The 17,148-nt window shown below is 42.0% G+C and carries 15 protein-coding genes and 1 pseudogene; all 16 read right to left on the bottom strand.

Going from position 1 to position 17,148, the window contains the following annotated elements:
- Positions 1–21: 21 nt before the first annotated feature.
- The 16 genes and pseudogenes from MRBLPE1_RS18150 to MRBLPE1_RS18225 all read right to left on the bottom strand — a co-directional run bounded on the left by MRBLPE1_RS18150 (position 22) and on the right by MRBLPE1_RS18225 (position 17,028).
- Positions 22–1,170, bottom strand: coding sequence for an ABC transporter permease (locus MRBLPE1_RS18150; protein WP_364147975.1), 1,149 nt, complete (start codon positions 1,168–1,170; stop codon positions 22–24).
- Positions 1,171–1,172: 2 nt separating this feature from the next.
- A complete protein-coding gene (locus MRBLPE1_RS18155; RefSeq protein ID WP_364147977.1) occupies positions 1,173–2,291 on the bottom strand; it encodes an ABC transporter permease in 1,119 nt (372 codons plus the stop codon).
- A 32-nt stretch (positions 2,292–2,323) separates the two neighbouring features.
- A complete protein-coding gene (locus MRBLPE1_RS18160) occupies positions 2,324–3,259 on the bottom strand; it encodes an ABC transporter ATP-binding protein (RefSeq protein WP_364147980.1) in 936 nt (311 codons plus the stop codon).
- A gap of 125 nt (positions 3,260–3,384) precedes the next feature.
- A complete protein-coding gene (locus tag MRBLPE1_RS18165; protein ID WP_364149726.1) occupies positions 3,385–4,497 on the bottom strand; it encodes a sensor histidine kinase in 1,113 nt (370 codons plus the stop codon).
- A 21-nt stretch (positions 4,498–4,518) separates the two neighbouring features.
- Positions 4,519–5,175, bottom strand: a complete 657-nt coding sequence (locus MRBLPE1_RS18170; protein ID WP_364147983.1) for a response regulator transcription factor — start codon at positions 5,173–5,175, stop codon at positions 4,519–4,521.
- An 896-nt stretch (positions 5,176–6,071) separates the two neighbouring features.
- Entirely contained in the window at positions 6,072–6,353 is a 282-nt protein-coding gene (locus tag MRBLPE1_RS18175; RefSeq protein WP_364147986.1) for a transporter, read from the bottom strand.
- 273 nt (positions 6,354–6,626) lie between these two features.
- Complete coding sequence (locus MRBLPE1_RS18180) at positions 6,627–7,403, bottom strand: AraC family transcriptional regulator (protein ID WP_364147989.1); 777 nt, start codon at positions 7,401–7,403, stop codon at positions 6,627–6,629.
- A 26-nt stretch (positions 7,404–7,429) separates the two neighbouring features.
- Positions 7,430–8,005 (bottom strand): LysE family translocator, encoded by a 576-nt coding sequence (locus MRBLPE1_RS18185; RefSeq protein ID WP_364147992.1) that lies wholly within the window; start codon positions 8,003–8,005, stop codon positions 7,430–7,432.
- 88 nt (positions 8,006–8,093) lie between these two features.
- Positions 8,094–8,713 (bottom strand): annotated as a pseudogene (locus MRBLPE1_RS18190) (GerAB/ArcD/ProY family transporter).
- A gap of 267 nt (positions 8,714–8,980) precedes the next feature.
- Entirely contained in the window at positions 8,981–9,604 is a 624-nt protein-coding gene (locus MRBLPE1_RS18195) for a GyrI-like domain-containing protein (RefSeq protein WP_364147993.1), read from the bottom strand.
- A gap of 97 nt (positions 9,605–9,701) precedes the next feature.
- On the bottom strand, positions 9,702–10,781 hold the full coding sequence (locus MRBLPE1_RS18200; protein WP_364147995.1) for a GerAB/ArcD/ProY family transporter: 1,080 nt from the start codon (positions 10,779–10,781) through the stop codon (positions 9,702–9,704).
- Between the two features lie 15 nt (positions 10,782–10,796).
- Positions 10,797–12,011 carry a Ger(x)C family spore germination protein gene (locus tag MRBLPE1_RS18205; RefSeq protein WP_364147998.1) on the bottom strand — a complete coding sequence of 405 codons (1,215 nt, stop codon included), beginning with the start codon at positions 12,009–12,011 and terminating at the stop codon, positions 10,797–10,799.
- Positions 12,012–12,060: 49 nt separating this feature from the next.
- A complete protein-coding gene (locus tag MRBLPE1_RS18210) occupies positions 12,061–13,608 on the bottom strand; it encodes a spore germination protein (protein ID WP_364148001.1) in 1,548 nt (515 codons plus the stop codon).
- 186 nt (positions 13,609–13,794) lie between these two features.
- Positions 13,795–15,087, bottom strand: a complete 1,293-nt coding sequence (locus tag MRBLPE1_RS18215) for an ABC transporter substrate-binding protein (protein ID WP_364149727.1) — start codon at positions 15,085–15,087, stop codon at positions 13,795–13,797.
- A gap of 118 nt (positions 15,088–15,205) precedes the next feature.
- Positions 15,206–16,054, bottom strand: a complete 849-nt coding sequence (locus tag MRBLPE1_RS18220; protein ID WP_414698899.1) for a carbohydrate ABC transporter permease — start codon at positions 16,052–16,054, stop codon at positions 15,206–15,208.
- Positions 16,051–17,028 (bottom strand): carbohydrate ABC transporter permease, encoded by a 978-nt coding sequence (locus MRBLPE1_RS18225; RefSeq protein WP_364148004.1) that lies wholly within the window; start codon positions 17,026–17,028, stop codon positions 16,051–16,053. Before MRBLPE1_RS18225 ends, MRBLPE1_RS18220 begins: the two co-directional genes overlap by 4 nt.
- Positions 17,029–17,148 lie beyond the last annotated feature (120 nt).

A 17,148-nucleotide genomic window follows, 5' to 3' on the forward strand; every position in this document is an offset into this window, starting at 1 on the left:
ATATGGGATTAGCGTATTTACTTAAATATAGCTTCGAGTATCATTGTTTCTGCCAAACTTATAGACCGCTATTAAAGATAAGGCCACGGAAAAAGCAATCAAAATGATCAAGTTCAAATATAATTCCCCGAGGGATACCCCCTGCTGTAGATCGCTGAAGGTATCCAGCAACCAATACTGGGGAAGAAAGTGCGCGAGCTGCTGCATGGTTTCCGGCATTAAAACAAGCGGAAACATACATCCTGACAATAAGCTTGTAGGAATGAGGATCATATTCTGCATGCCGCTGGCTGCTGAAGAGCTGCTTGAGAATGCGACGATTACAAGCGATAGACCTATTGCCACCAGGGCAAATAACACAAGAATTAAGAACATGCTCCAATAAGGAATACCCGGATCGACATGAAAAATATTTATCATGATCAACAATGTCACTGCAATCTGCAGCATCATCATAGTCAAATTAACGATGATATTAGATAAGACATAGGTTCTAGGGTTGATCGGTGAAGATAGAAGGCGATAATAGGTTCTATTCTCTCTTTCCTTGATAAGAATTCCAGATAAATTCGAAGCGGACACCAACATAAGGACGAGCAAGTAGCCTATTGTTTGATTAGTTTTGTTGTGATTGACGGATTGATCCTCTACTTTCTCGGCTGATAATCTGAAGTCCGTTTTTTGAAATTCGTCATAAAGGGTAGTAAACTTAGCCTCATCTCCTTTAGCTACGCTGCCGATCGAAGCCATATTTTTAATATGTTGATCCAAGGATGCCTTTACCTGTCCGGTAACCTGCGCCCCCTTAATGGATACGATCTTAACATTTGCTGGTTTGCCAACAATCAAGCTCTGCGCGAAACCTGCGGGAAAGATAATTGCTGCATCCAGCTCGCCAGAAGCAATCCGCCCCTTTATCTCATTCTCTTCAAGCTCAATTACAAGCATGGAATCTTGTCTGCCGACCGAATCAATGACACCTTTTGTAATCGTCTGACCCCCATCATGATTAACTATGCCCATTTTTAAATCAACTTCTCCCGTGCCTCCTTGGACCAGGGTCGCGAGCAGAATTCCCATAACAGGAAAAACGAAATATATAAATAGATTCAAATAGTTTTTAAAGGTGGAAATAAACGTCTTCCGGATCAGCCATAACGTGTCTCTCATTCTTACAACCCCTCTTTTCTGCGCATCATCGTGAATGCGATACCAAGCAAGACGACCGCGAAGCCGATATTCAACAGCACGGCGTTAACCGTTGCTGACATATTGTTTGCGTAGATCATTTCAAGAAGTGCAGCATTTGACCATTGCAGCGGAGAAAGAGAAGAGAGAGCTGCCATGAATCCAGTAGCCTCCTCGACCGGGAAGTATGAACCACCGAGAAATGCGGCCAATTGGATAATAATCATAACAACAGTGCCTGATGAGTTACCCTTAATGATATAACTGAGCCCGAGTCCCAAGCTCACAGCAAAAATGATTTCAGTAAAGAGCGTTAAAAACACTAGACCCAAATTTTCTCCCCAATAAGCATTAAACATGTATTTACTGATGAGCACTACAACCATTGTGAGTATTAAATTCAGCACGACAAGCCCTGCTAGTTTACCCGCAAAAATTTCGATTTTCGTCACCGGTGAAGCAAGCAATCGGACAGCTGTGTTCCTTTTGCGTTCACCGTCTATTAATTGTGCGGCCGTCAAGGCGCTATATAAAATAATCATTGTCGTAATCGCTATAGCGAAATAGTCCATAGCACCAGGTTTTCTTGTCGCATTCAGCGACTCCTCCACTACATAACTTTCACCGCCGTTTCCGGTCATGATCGCATCCGCTTGCTTCGAATCTGTACCTGCTACTTCAGCCGCCAATCGGTAACGATCTGCAAAAGCTATAAGTACACTCTTAGCAATATCGCTTTCAATCAAGCTCTGACTACTGCTATAATACTTCAGCCCACTGTCCGAAATCTCGACGTAACCCGAATATCGGTTATTCTTCACTTCAATTTTTCCATCCGTCTTCTCGTCTGCCTTCTCGAGTTTAATGCCGGCTTGACGCATTTGACCCGTGAAGTCGTCCCAATATTTAGTGAACTCACTCGATGAGCTATTATTCTTATAAAGTACGTTAATCTCTTCAACCGTTATACTGCCGTTAAAAGCATTCGTAAGCGCCGTTCCCAAAATAAGCATAGTTAATAGCGGCGAAACCACTAAGAACAAAAGCATCTTGGGATCTCGGATAACCTTTAACTCTTTTAGCATTATTCTGAATACATTCATTTCCCCTTCGCCTCCTTATCCCTTCTATCTTATTAGTCCCGCAGGCTTCTGCCTGTCAATGTCAGAAACACCGTCTCCAAACTAGGCTCATTCTCTTCCACTGAACGAATCTCAATATCGTCAGCCATCAACTGCTGAATGATCCGGTTCAAATTATTGACCTCGGAATCAGAGGTGATCTTAACGATTCGATCCTCCACTTCAACCCGGTTTACGCCAGCAATTCCCTCCAGCTTGTTCCTATCCAGATTTTCCGCCGAACGGACCTCGATACCTATATTTTTCTGATTCGTAATGATGGCCTTTAATTGGCCTTTCGTTCCTTCCGCGATGATCTTGCCGTGGTCGATAATGGCGATTCTAGTACAGATCTCCTCGACCTCCTCCATGTAATGGCTGGTGTAGATGATCGTACAGCCCAATTCATTCAGTTTCTTCACGGAACCCAGAATATAGTTGCGAGATTGCGGATCAATACCCACCGTTGGCTCATCCATAATGAGCAGCTTTGGCCGATGGGCGATTGCACAAGCTATGTTCAATCTTCGTTTCATGCCGCCCGAGAAATTTTTGGGATAGCTTTTGTGCTTGTCGCCAAGTCCCACGAATGCTAATGCTTCAATCACCCGCTCCTTTAACTCGGCCCCTCTGAGTCCGTATAATCCGGCGAAAAAATGAACGTTCTCGTAAGCTGTCATATCCTCATAAATAGCCATTTCCTGAGGTACAATCCCGATGTTCATCTTCGCGAATTTGCCATGCTTAGCGATGCTCTTGCCAAGAACTTCGATTTCACCTTTGGTAACCCGGAGCAGAGAGGCAATCATGTTAATGGATGTACTCTTACCTGCTCCATTCGCACCCAGAAATCCGAATATCTCGCCTTCCTTCACGGACATCGTGATATTATCCACGGCAATAAAATCCCCAAATTTCTTCGTAAGCTGCTTAATTTCCAGTACGTTCATTCGTAACACTCCCGTTTCGTCTTTAGGATAATGTCATTGTAATAAAAAAGGATGCCCCTGTGACAGTGCACAAGTTCATCCTTAACCCCTGAGAATCTTCCTATTTAATCATCTTAAATCTCATCTTATCCGTGAGGAATTAATGTAGTGACACTGAAGCCTCTTGAGCCATCGACGATAATCGTACCATTTACGCTTGCTGCCCTTTCTTCCATGCCGATGATTCCCATGCCTTTTATCACCTTCTGCTCTCCTTTGCCGTTGTCCGATACTTCGACCTTGATTAAAGTTCTCAGTACCTCGATATGGATGGAGACAAAAGTAGCGTTTGAATATTTCATGGCATTGGTCAACGCTTCCTGGGTGTTCTCCTGAATGATCTTCCACTTGATCGGAGTAATGATGTCGACATTACCTTCATGAGTGAGAGAGGTCCTGACCGTATGCTTCGCTGAAAATTCATCAACGAATAATTTCATCCGATTTATTCCGAGCTGCTCTGTTGGCGGCTTCATATTCTTAAGCACAAGGCGGATACTCTCAATCCCATCCTTGGAGATATGGATTGCATTCTGCAGCAGCTCCGCCGACTTGTTCGGATCGGAGGCGAACAAACGCTTCGAGGCTTCCATCTGGATCAATGCACCCGTCATCGAATGTCCGATCTTATCATGAATTTCCTGGGACAGCCGGTTACGCTCCTCCAGCTTAATCGTATAATCGGACTGTCTGATATATTCTTTATTCTCATTTAAACTCATAGTCAACTGCTGAATATGTTCGTTTCTATTTTCTATGTCCTCTTTGAGGTCTGTAATTTTGCTTATGAAGGTGTTAAGCAATAGGTAATAGAGGAAACTTAGCATCGCAACGAGGCCATATGTAACCAAGATGTCTTGGGATTCTTGAGACAGCAACAAGAGCGGAACCAGCATGAGGAATAGGATAATTCCGCGTTTACGCAGGTATATAGTGAATAGTTCGTATATATTCAGAGGGAGCAGGAGTAACAATAAGGGTTGGATGTATGACGAGGACGCTGCGGTAACGAGCATGGACAGCAAAAGCACGATCGTCGTGATACTTACCTTTTTAGCGATATGAATGGAAATATTCAAACACAGGTAGAGGAGGATGGACAGCATATACCATGGTGAAATCGAACCTGCGGCTACATAAGATTGAATGACCACATAGCTTAAGAGAATCGCTTTGATGCCCATTGTCCAGAGTTCTATAGGGGTTCCCCTCTCCGTCATTTAATCCACTTCCCCGGTCAGAAAATAAATCGCGATTTGTGTACGATGCGTAAGCCCCTTCTTGCCTAGGATAGAAGTAATATGGTTGGCAATGGTGCCTTCTGAGATGAACAGCTTCTTCGAGATTTCACGATTGGAAAGCCCCTTCGCGATGAGGGACATAATGTCGTGCTCTCTATCAGTGAATAAGCTTCTGTCGATCTTACTCCCTCTATCTTCTTTCTTATCTTTATCCTTGTCCGGTAGCAAATTAGATTTCAGCTTATCCAGCACGGCATCCTGCAGCACATTATGTCCGTTGTATACAGTTATGATGGCATCCCGAATCCGCTCCGGATCATTATTCTTGAGCAGATATCCCTTTGCCCCGTTGCGAATCGCATCGAGAATAAACTTCTCGTCATCGAAGGTGGTCAGGATTAGCGCTTTGGTTTCTGTCTGTTCGGAGATCAGCTTGGTCGCTTCCACACCATTCATATTGGGCATCTGCACATCGAGCAGTGCCACGTCAACTTCATTCTCCCGGCAGAAATCTACGGCTTCTTGACCATCCTGAACCGATGCCAATACCTCGAATTCATCGAAGGATGTCAGGATGATCCTCATGCCTTCCCGGACAAAAGGGTTGTCATCGGCAATAATGACCTTTATTTTCAACGCTGCTCACGCTCCGTTCTCTGCTTATTAACAACATCCATCACAGTGTTAACTTCATTTATTAGTATATCATTCTTCTTTTCGTTCATTGATAAATAAATAGCATAAGCTAATAATTAGAAGATTATTTTTTACCTAAGGAAAGTTATAATTTAATATGAAACCTAAAAGTATGAGTTATCCTGACTCCTATATCATTGAGAGGAGATGAATCATGAAAGTTCATAATTGTCCTTCTTGTAATACCTACAGTCAAGAGTGTATGATCGTCATCCAGAAAGCATCGCACCCTACGGAAGAGAGACTTAAGTGCAGTGTCTGTTCATGGAGCGGTATGTGGTCGGACATGAATGTGAAGGAGATCGCAGACGGCGAACCGATCCCAGGCGTCGCACCAATTACCGATTATGGCGTGCTTCATTCAGATCAAATTAGACTACGATATACGGGAGGTTTGTGCCCGCATTGCGGAGGAGTTGATCCTTTATGCTGGTGCCATACGTTTTAGGTACAGGCATTATTATTTAAGCTTCCTGCCATAAACTAAGAAGGCTGTCGATCCACTGCAGCAGCCTTTTTCTGGTTTTAAAATATTGAGTTAAAGTCACCGTTAGTTCAACGAGGTACGAGATTGTTTCCAGAAATGATACTGGTAACTTCTGAAGGTTTCTCCACCCTGCTATTTAGTAACTCAACACTTGGAAACTTTGCCCACCCCGCCGTCGCAGCAAATTGAGTGCCTCCCGATTGTCCCCTCCCCTCTCCCGCACAATCGCGTTTTGCAGGAAGCATCGGGCAAGCCGAAGGCTCTGGATTATATTTTATATCCGAGGTTGTCCTAAGTATCACTAACAGAGTGTGGTGAGTGAACAGAACCACACTCTGTTTTTTAGTGCTTAGAAAGGGGTAGGAATCGGAGGACACGATACGGCATCAATGAATCGCGGATCGATACCATAAAAGTACCAGTATGAACCGCTCCATCTATAGCCTGCAACACCGTCCATATCGACATATGTCGGATAAAACCAGAAGTTCTCGCCAGACCTAAGCCAAACATAGGTGTACTGGTAAACGCAGTCGACGATATAAGAAACAGCGGGTTTCGGCGGGATGAATGCGGGAGGAGGAGACTGCGGCGGTTGTCTCATGGGTCCTTTATTTCTCATATGAGCCATAACATCACTCCTAGCGGAAGATATTCATGATTTTACATGAAAGTGTATCTTATACTACGTAGGTGAATAGCCACTTGACTGTACCCATGCCTAGTCATAATCATTTTGCACGGTCATCCGCTGCAATTTCTGTCCTGAAGCTTCACATTTCTTAGCATCCTCCAGCAATTATTTTGCCGCTGGCGCATCCTCCCCTTGAACCTTGTATCCGCTTAAGACGCCTACTGATTGCGGGTAATGTATCTCTTAGCGATAAATGATAGGTTAAATCTCTCATTGTAAATGTGACATATATTCGAATGCTGTTGTACCATATACACTTTTAAAATGTTTGTTTAAATGGGTTAAATCAACAAAACCGCAGGCAGCTACTGCTGAATAAATATCTTTATTCTTTTCGATTAAACTCTTTGCGCGTTCGATTTTACAGTTAAGAAAATATTGATAAGGTGAAATTCCGGTATGTGCCTTGAACAATCGGATAAACTGAAACTTTGATAAATGCAGCTCGCTGCTGAGCTCGTCAAGCTTAAGAACATGTTCCAGATCGGCATGAAGCATATCCTTTGCTTTTCGAATTAGTGCATTTTCCTTCTTATCGTCAGTCGAAAGTTTTGTTTGAATGAGACTTTCTGTGAGGGATAAGAATAATTCACTACACAAAGCCTCGTCTTTTTCACCCAATATTGCATCGGAAAGACTTAATATTCTTTGTTCAAGCCGAACATCGTAAACAATCGGTGTTGAAAAGCGTAAGATATCCTTTTTTTCTATGGCCTCCAAAAGCAATTGGGGTTCAATATAAAGCATGACATAATCCAGACCTGTCTTATCATGTGCCATTCCATCGTGGGCCTGTTCCGGATTAAAAAGCATAATACCATTCTGATACGATAATTGTAAGCTGCCATCTAAGTTATACTCTTGAATCCCACGTAACGTAACGCCAATGGCATATTCCTGGTGAGCATGCTTTTTATACGTAAAATCGGTCATACTTGCTGACAACGCGGTAATACCGGCCGATTTTTTATAAATAAACTTGTTCAATCCCATTCACCTCTTCATAAGCTTACCTACATCCAAATCATGATAGCTGCAAAAGCGAGAGATAACGCCATTAATACATTAACAGTCTTGTTATGCTTCTGTAAAAACGCCTTGAAGATCGCGCCGAAAAGTACCCATGTGATAAAAGCTGAAAAACCAATTACTGTGATCGCTATAATACTTATTGTCATCGCAGTGCTTGAGCTATAGTTGGGCATAATAAAAGTTGGAATGACAGTCAATGTAAATAGCACTACCTTTGGATTAAGAAACTGCATAAGGAAACCTGACAGAAAGGTGGCCGTTTGGTTTGCAGCTGGGTTTGATGCATTCATATTGTAAATCAGATAGGAAAGATAAAGCATATAAATGCTTCCGATGATCTGTATCACAATAATTATTTTCGGTATGAACGTGATGAGAATCGTATTCAACATAGCGGAAATAAACAATAATAAACCAAAACCAATCGTAGCACCATACGTATATTTCATCGCCTTTTTCGCCCCAAGATTATGCACGGTGGACAATATAACGATATTCGTAGGTCCAGGTGTAAACGTAGCAATCATACAGTAAATCAAAAAAGATGCAATATCCATGAGAACCCCTCTTTCTGGCTATTCTCATATATTACATCTTAGATTAAAGGGCCTATAGTATATTATTGCAGATTTTGAGCGTCTTTCGTTATGGAATTATGTGGATTGGTTTCCGACGAACAAGCATGGCTAAAAAGAGAAAGAGCGGTAATGCGACCTGGAAGATTAAAAACAACGGGGGCATCTTCTCTATACCTAACCACATATGATGAGTGTAATTGGGTGAAATAAAGGAAGCTACAAATATAATAATTCCCAACGGCAGGACCCACTTTTTAAAACCAATACCCGATATTTTTTGAAAACCAGTCACTGCACCGACAAAAAAAGCTGCCATTTTTATCCCTAAACCCATAAACAGGATCAATACGAAAATCACGTCCATGCGTTCAAAAACATCGATGATCTCAATCAACTGGACAACTTGCAAGAGCGGAATCGTACTTTTATCTACAAGATAAGGCCCGAGAACAAGATATTTCATTTGATTGATTACAATAAGAAAAATCGAAACCAATAAGTAAGAATAAGAACGGGCCGTCTTAACCGCCTTCGTTCCTTGACGAGAGGGAAAAATACGAGAAAAAGCACTAGCTGACCAAATGGAAAGGCGACAATTGATGGGACAGCCTCCCATATGGGTTTCAAACCCCTTTCAAGCACGGGAACTATTTGTTCATATTCAATCATCCCCGTCCCCATGACCATTGTGCCTAAAAAAATATAGCTTAATATTCATCCATCCAATTAAGCGGTCTCCTTTGAAAATTACCAGACGCGAAAGTTTGATCTTCTCCGTGATAACCCACAAGAGGGTCACTTTTTCCAAAGTGTCCTTCTTATGGGTCACAGTTACCCTAATGATCCGTTCCTGATATACGGTTCACCGCACTTCATTCAAAGGTAAAGCAGATTTTAATAATAAATCGTCTCCTAAAAATCAGAGGACGATATTCTTAATACTCTTTATGTCTCCTATTCACTCTTTACAGGAAATCTTAAAACAGTCCTCATCTTCGACATATCAGTCTTACGCGGGTCGGATAGATAAATTTCCCTATGAGTTTTAGCAGTACGCACATATCCTTTTTCCTTGCAAAACACTTCCATCTTTGCAAAGCTTTCCGGTTCATCATCAAAACTTCCTATATGCATCACTTGGCAGCATAAGCCATCTCTAATTTTTCCGAATATTAACATTTCAAGGTATGGGTTTGGCTTTTTCTTTTTGGTCTGCTCTACAAATTTTATGAATAACTCATCTGTCAGAAAATCTGGTTGGCGTATCATAATGGTGTATTTCAAATTATTTTTATCTGTTGCCGGCTTTGACTTATCGATCAAGTCCCAGATTCCCTCAAGCGGGAAAACGGTATATTCATAGTAACCGTCCGGTACATCATCACTTTTATATGACATTTTTATGGCATAAGTTACGCTATATAATGCTTCTGTCTCTCGCGTAAACTCAGCTCCATTAGGATCACCTGTGCCACTAATCATAATAAAGGGCATCTCAGCGATATCAATAATGTCCGGGATCGTTTTTGGCAGATAAAATTGTTTATAATCTTTTTTATATTCTATTTTTTTGCTCATAACTAATCTCTCCTTCATTCACTTTTGACATTAGTATAGAACGAATAATAGGACAACTGTATGTCCTATTATCCATTGTATTGCCGAAAAGCTTGTTCTATTTTTTTCTTTGTTTAAACAACATAATGATATAAAGAATGACGGGTATAATTGCGATGAAAATCTTATTAACATGTAAATTGTCCGCGACGTAATGTCCAATCTCTAGATGCGATTGCCAACTTGTAGGAAGAAGTGTAGTGAAATAAATAATTCCTCCGACGGGAATAGCAAATCGCCTGTAATCCACACGAAACAACTGAGATAAGCCAAGTAATGCTGCTAAATACCATAATGTCGCTTTGATAAATATCCCCGTATAAAAAAGTAAAATGACGAGTGCGTCAAAACGCTCGAAAATTTCAGCGACCTCAATTAGCTGTACGGATTGTAATAAAGGCACAGTACTAATTTTAACTAATTCAGGGCCCAAAACGATCAGATTTATTATGTTAGTGAGTAGGATAACCATACTTGAAACAAAAAAAGCTAGAATAGATGTTTTAGTCAATTCTTTCTTTTCGTTTAAATTACTCCAAAACATGAGAAAAACCACCATTTGTCCAAATGGCATCCAAACTTCATATAAACTGCTCTTTAATACAGGTTGAATGCCATTTTCCAAAATCGGAAGAATTCGATCCCAATATACAATTCCCGAAATAAAAGGCATGAAAATTAATATAAGATAAAATAACAGTACGCCTACCACGATAAATTCCGCGAACCGAAAAAAGACTTCAATCCCTTTGTAAACGGAATAGATCGACAAAGTTAACATAATCAGCATAATAACGGAGATAGGGCCGTGTGGAAGAATAGTAAAGAGGGAAAGATCGCCGAAATCGCGTACATTTCGCATAGCTTCGTATGTAAATAAAATGGTATAGAGCAATAAGAGTAACTTTCCCACAAAGGAACCAAAAAAGTGTGTCAATAACTGACTCAAATTTTTTTCTGGTTCCCTTCGTTGGATCGCCAAAAAAAGAATAAGCAGCATTAACCCAAGCAGCATACTAGTAATGACTACCAACCATGCGTCTTGATTAGCTTTGATACCTAATTCAAATAATGGCGTGCTGCCAATTTGAAATAAAATAATCATCGAAGCCAACTGATATTTACTAATCCGTTCCATACGAAGCCTCATTTCTCATTCTTTTTTCCCAGACATCTTAGAAAAAGAATCATCAATCATTCCGGTTTGTCGGATTGTTACATTAACCTTTACGTCCATGCTTATTTCTGTGAACTCATTATCCCAATTGTTACGAAGCTCTTTCCATCTTTGTGGATACGATTTGTGAAATGTGTCTCCGAAGCCCAATGCATCGGCTTTCATTTTCTTCAGAGCAAGAAAGGAATATTCTACATCATTTTTTATTTGATTTTGTATATTGTTTTCTAGAATTTTTAAATTTTTCGTCTTTTTTAGGTCTAGATCGCATGTCGTTTCAACAAGATTACCTTTTGCTTCAATTTCTACTTTCATGAACAAATGACCATTCAAAATATTCGGTATTAGTTTTGTATGGGCTTTTTCAACTAAAAAGGAGGATAGCTGTTCGCTTCCGCTCTCACCTTCACATGAAAAGACAATAGTCGTTCTTTTGATTTGATTCGTTATCCAAGGTATTCCGAGACTTTCTTTCCGACTTAACCAATTTTCAAATTTATCCCGCTTAAATACCCCTACTCTATCCAATGTCATTGTGGCATAATTCCGAGTTTTTTTAAGTGAGTCTAATGAATTTTGTTTCTCTGGCTTACCCACGATGCTGATTTCTGGCAAAGTAGAACTAGATGTTGAATTTGTCATTGTAGAAATTAAATCATGTAACTTAGTCTGAATAATGTTGGTTTGCTTATCACCTTGCCCGCTTATCAAATTGGAGATCGCGTTAGCGGGATTATTTTCTAAAGGCGAAAGAATCCCCAACACATTCTTTGCTTCTACATCCGAAATTAAAACATTTGCTGTTTCTCTTGATTCATAACTTCTTAAGTAAGCGTCCAATATTTGGTTGATTCCATATTTGGCAACACGTTTGCTGATAATAATAACTTGAGTATGAGAAAAAAATAGATGGCGTGGGGCCTCTAAATCACTTTTTTGAATGGCCTCAAGTACGGTCCTTCCTTTTGTTGAAAAAACGGTAGCCGGAGAATGGGATCCGCCACCACCGTTTTTACTCGATGTTGACTTTGGTATAATGATTTGAAAAGTCAAAACCCATTGATTACTTTCATCTAAATCAAAGGCAACTGCACTGATGATACCCAACTTGTTAAGTTCAATATGGTTCGAACAACCACTGGCAGCTAATAACATGATGAAAATAATCAGAAGAATTATTCCTCGTTTCATTCTCCGATCTCCTTTTGGTGTCCATTTCCCGGTTGTATGAAAAACATCGTTACTTTTCCTTCTCCTTGTCAGAAGTCTCCGGACGTACGTTTACGTTTTGTCGCACGTTATTGTTCTTAGAGAAAAGACGCGGTCTGGTAACCATCATCCACCAGGGCACCCTTACTAAAGAATCTTTTAAGTTGCTAGGTACGAAAGGAGCTATTGGTGCCATATAAGGGACACCGAAAGAACGTAGAGATAACAAGTGGATGATTATGAAAAAGAGCCCCGACAATATCCCGAACAATCCTAATACTGCGGCAAGAATCATCAGAATGAATCGAATCAATCGAGCAGCAATCGAGATATTAAATGCCGGAACAACAAAGTTGGAGATCGCTGTAAAGGCTACTACAATGACCATAGCAGCTGAAACAAAACCGGCTTCAACCGCAGCCTGTCCTAAAACAAGCGCTCCTACGATGGAAATTGCAGAACCGATTGCCCTAGGCATACGTACCCCTGCTTCCCTTAAAACCTCGAATATCAATTCCATCATTAATGCTTCAAAGAATGCCGGAAAAGGAACGCCTTCCCTTTGTGCCGCAAGACTGACCAACAAGGTCGTTGGAATCATTTCTTGATGAAAAGTCGTAATTGCAATATATAAAGAAGGAAGAACCATCGAGATGGCAAACGCAAAAACGCGCAAAAGACGTAAGAACGAAGAGATATCGAATCTCTGGTAATAATCTTCACTGGCGATGAAGAACTTAAGAAATGTAATAGGCATTACAAGGACAAATGGTGTTCCATCCACCAATACGGCTACTTGCCCTTCCAGTATAGAAGCCGCTACTGTGTCTGGTCTTTCTGTGTTTATGATTGTGGGAAAAGGAGTTAACGTTTGATCCTGTATAAATTCTTCAATATAGCCACTTTCGAGTATGCCGTCAATTTCAATGCGATCGAGCCTTTGAAGCACTTCGTTCACAACTGAATCATCGGCGGTCCCTTTAAGGTACATAACAGAAACATCAGTCTGTGTCACCAATCCAATTTTTCGGTCGATTTTCCATAGTTTCGGACTCTTTATTCTGCGCCTGAGTAAAGCAACATTAGTGCTAATATTCTCTGTGAATCCGTCTTTGGGTCCGCGAATAACCGATTGGGAAGAAGGCTCTTCTACTCCTCTTTGAACCCATTTGGCAGAACTTGCAGAAATAGCTTCATCCCAGCCATCTGCGAGAATAACGGTATCTCCTTTGTACAAAGCCGAGATCAAGTCATCTATTTTACTTACGGTATTAGTACCATTAACGGTAATCACTTTATCTTTAATGACTGAAAAGAATTCATGTAAAGTTCTACTTTGAACGGTATTTGCTTCTACATCTGACAAGATTGGGTTTATAATGTTATCATTTATCAATTCGGTATCCGTTAGACCATTTATATATACAATTGCCATGGGCAAGCCATTGGCCCCTTGAAACTTACGTATGACAAAATCCGAGCTATTTCCTGTTAACGCTATGATGCAATTAATATTTTGCTGAAGTTCGCCTGATAGAATTTCTATATGTTCGTTATTTGACTCGAACATTTTTTTCATCTTAGCATCCACCTAGAAGTAAATTATTACTTCCATTATCGGTTTTGATTTAAATATCCATACGTATGTTAAGCGGGGTGCTTAATGCTCAAAATCAAAAAACCGGTCATCACAGATGACCGGTTTTCTCCAACTTCATATTCCTATACGACCCTGACTTCTTGTGATCCTTGATACTCACCTTAATTACTCATAATCCTTCGCCAATTCCGTGAGCTCCTCATAGGCTTGTTCCGGCGTAATTTCACCGAACATGATTTTTTCCCCGACTGCTTTGAAGTCCTTCTGCGTGAAGTTGCTCCAACCCTTAGGCTCCGGTACATACAGCTGAGCATCCGACGCCGTATCGGTAATTAACGCAATGCCCATTTTATCGGGAGCGTTAAATTTCGGAGTCAGCTTCTCGACAATCTTCTTAGAGACCGGAACGCCGCGGGATGTACCGAGAAGCTCAGCTGCTTCCGGATCATTAATAAACCAGTCGATAAACTTTTTCGCTTCCTCCACATGCTTCGAGTTAGCGCTTGCGCTCCAGAACATTGACGGTTTGAGCCAGCCGCCGGCCTCCTGGTTTCTCGGGATCGTTACCAAATCGAATACTCCTGGCTTCAGGCTATCAAAGCTGTTGGATTGTGCGGCGTGAACGACACGCAGCAGGGTAGTGCCGTTTACCATGAGATCAAGCTGAGGATCAAGCTCCTTATCCGTCACGCTGACTTCACCCGGAGGCACGATCCCCTCTTTGCGCAGCTCCGCAAATTTATGTTGATATTCGAGGTAAGTATCCTTATCCAAATTCAGCTTGCCATCTTCCGTAAAAACTTGGCCTAAGCCTTTGCTCAGCTGATAATTTACGTATTGCCCGAAAGAGGCTGAAAGATCAGTTAACGCGTAATGATCGGAACCCAGCTTTGCTTTCGCTTCTTTGCCGAAGGCGAAAAATTCATCCCAGGTCCAGCCGCTCTTTGGCTTCGTAATGCCCAGCTTTTCTACAGCCTCTTTATTAAAGACCATCCCGATAGCATTATTGCCCAGTGGAATGGCGTAAAGCTTGTCCTGGTATTTCCCTGTGCTTAAAAGAGAGGCATCGATATCTTCCGTCGCTATGCCCGTAGATAAATCTGCCAGCTGCTTACGGCCCGCATATTCCGCCAAATAGGACGCATCCATTTGAATAATGTCCGGTGCATTTTTCGCCGCAGATTGGGTGGCCAGCTTATCCCAATAGCCTTCCCAGCCGGAAAACTCAGGCTCGAACGATACATTCGGATTTTTTTGCGTATACAAATCCAACGCTTTTAAAGTAGCATCATGTCTGGACTGAGATCCCCACCATAAAATGCGCAGCTTTACCTGGCTTGCGGCCGCTTGGTCCGTGCTCTCCCCCGCCGTGTTTTTCTCATTGCTGCTGCCGCAAGCGACAGCGGTCAGAAGCATGATTCCCGATATTAGTACGGTGATCGATTTTTTCACATTCATTTTCAAAGCGAATCCCCCTTTTAGCAATGAATAAACCGTTTACATTTCATATCATAACAACCAACCGGGTAACCTTGGTATACGAGGGATGCACAATTTATTATAGAAATGCATCCTTTTAGCCTTTTACCGATCCGGCTGTTATCCCTTCTACGAAATGGCGCTGAGCCAAGAAAAAGATAAGGACGGAAGGTACGATCGAAACAAGAGACATCGCGAGCAATTGCCCCCATGGGACGGATGACTGGGAATCGACGAACATGCGCAGCGCCAAACCGACTGTGTATTTATCCACCGAGTTAATATAGATCAAATGCCCGAGAAAATCATCCCAGTTCCACAGAAAACAGTAGATCGCTACTGTCACCAATGCCGGCCTCGTCAATGGCAGCACGATTCGCCAGTAGATGCCGAACCAGCTGCACCCGTCTATTTTGGCCGATTCATCCAGCTCCTTCGGAATGCCTCTAATAAACTGTACCAAAAGGTAGACGAAGAAGGAGCCGCCAATCCCGCCCGCCAGCGTATGCGGAACGATAAATGGCAAAAACGTATCGACCCAGCCCCAGCCGTTAAACATTACATATTGCGGAACCATCGTTACCTGATGGGGCAGCATGAGAGTCAGCAAGAGAATCGAAAACCACAAGCCGCGCAGCGGGAAATCGAGCCGGGCAAACGCAAAAGCGGTCATACTGCAGGCAACAATACTTGTAAGGAGCACGCCTATAATTAATTGAAAGGTATTCAGATAGAAGTGGGTAAACGTAAATCCAGGTATCGCCGTCCATCCCTCGCTGAAATTACTCCACATCGGAAGCTCAGGAAACAGACCGGGCCTCGACATTTCCTCATTGGTCTTTAACGAAGCCCCGATCCACCAAAAGACGGGATACATCATGATAAGGCTTAATAGGCTGAGCGTCGCGTTTTTTTGAAATAAACTTCGTTTAGAGCTCTGCATCATCCTTTTTTCCCCCCATCATTCTCGTAGAATACCCAGTGCTTCGCACTCACGAAGATCAAGGCTGTGCATACGGCAATGATCACGAGCATGATCCAAGCCAAAGCCGAGGCGTATCCCATCTGAAGCCGTCCGAATGCGCGGTCGTACAAATATAGAGCGTACATATACGTAGAGTTGATCGGTCCGCCGTGCGTGATGATGAATGCCTGCGTAAACATTTGGAAAGAGCCGATCGTTTGAAGCACTAAATTAAACAAAATGACCGGTGAGAGCATAGGAAGCGTAATACTGAAAAACTGTCTGATCTTGGTGGCTCCGTCCACCGACGATGCTTCATAAAGCTCTGTCGATATTTGCTTGAGTCCGGCTAAAAAAATAACCATAGAAGAACCGAACTGCCAAACCACCAATAAAATCAACGTTCCAAGAGCGGTTTTCGGATTGCTAATCCAGTTCATGCCTTCAATCCCGAACAGGCCCAGCAGTTGATTGAACAGCCCGTCCGAGTTAAAAATGTTTCTCCAAAGAATAGACACCGCAATGCTGGTCCCGATTAAGGAAGGGAGATAAACCATCGTTCTGTAAAAAGACATGCCGCGAATATTTTGCTTAAGCAGCAGCGCAATCAGCAGAGCAGCGAACAATTTGAGCGGAACCGAGAATAGAACAAATAAAAACGTGACCTTAAGGGATTGGATAAACACCGCATCGGAAGTGAAAATCCGTTCATAGTTCCCGAACCCGGTCCATTCCGGCTGCTCCAACAGAGAATATTTCGTGAAAGAGAAATACAACGATTGCAGCATGGGCCAGAACGTCAATAAAAAAAGACCGATTAGCCATGGGGCTAAAAATAAATATCCGGCTACCGGCGATTCCCATCTGCTCAGAAAACGGCTCAGCAGCGACTTCTTTTTCGGGACCGGTACCGCATTCGCCGCATTAACAAGGACTGAAGAAGAGCTCCGATTCAAAGTAGCATCACCTCTGTCTGGTTTATATAAGCTAATCATATAAGACCTGAAGAGAATGAAAAATAGGAACGATGTACACTTTGTTATACATATTAACAAAAATAGAAGAATGCAAATTCA

Origin of the sequence: Paenibacillus sp. LPE1-1-1.1 (genome assembly GCF_040676435.1) — a bacterium.
GTDB lineage: Bacteria > Bacillota > Bacilli > Paenibacillales > Paenibacillaceae > Pristimantibacillus.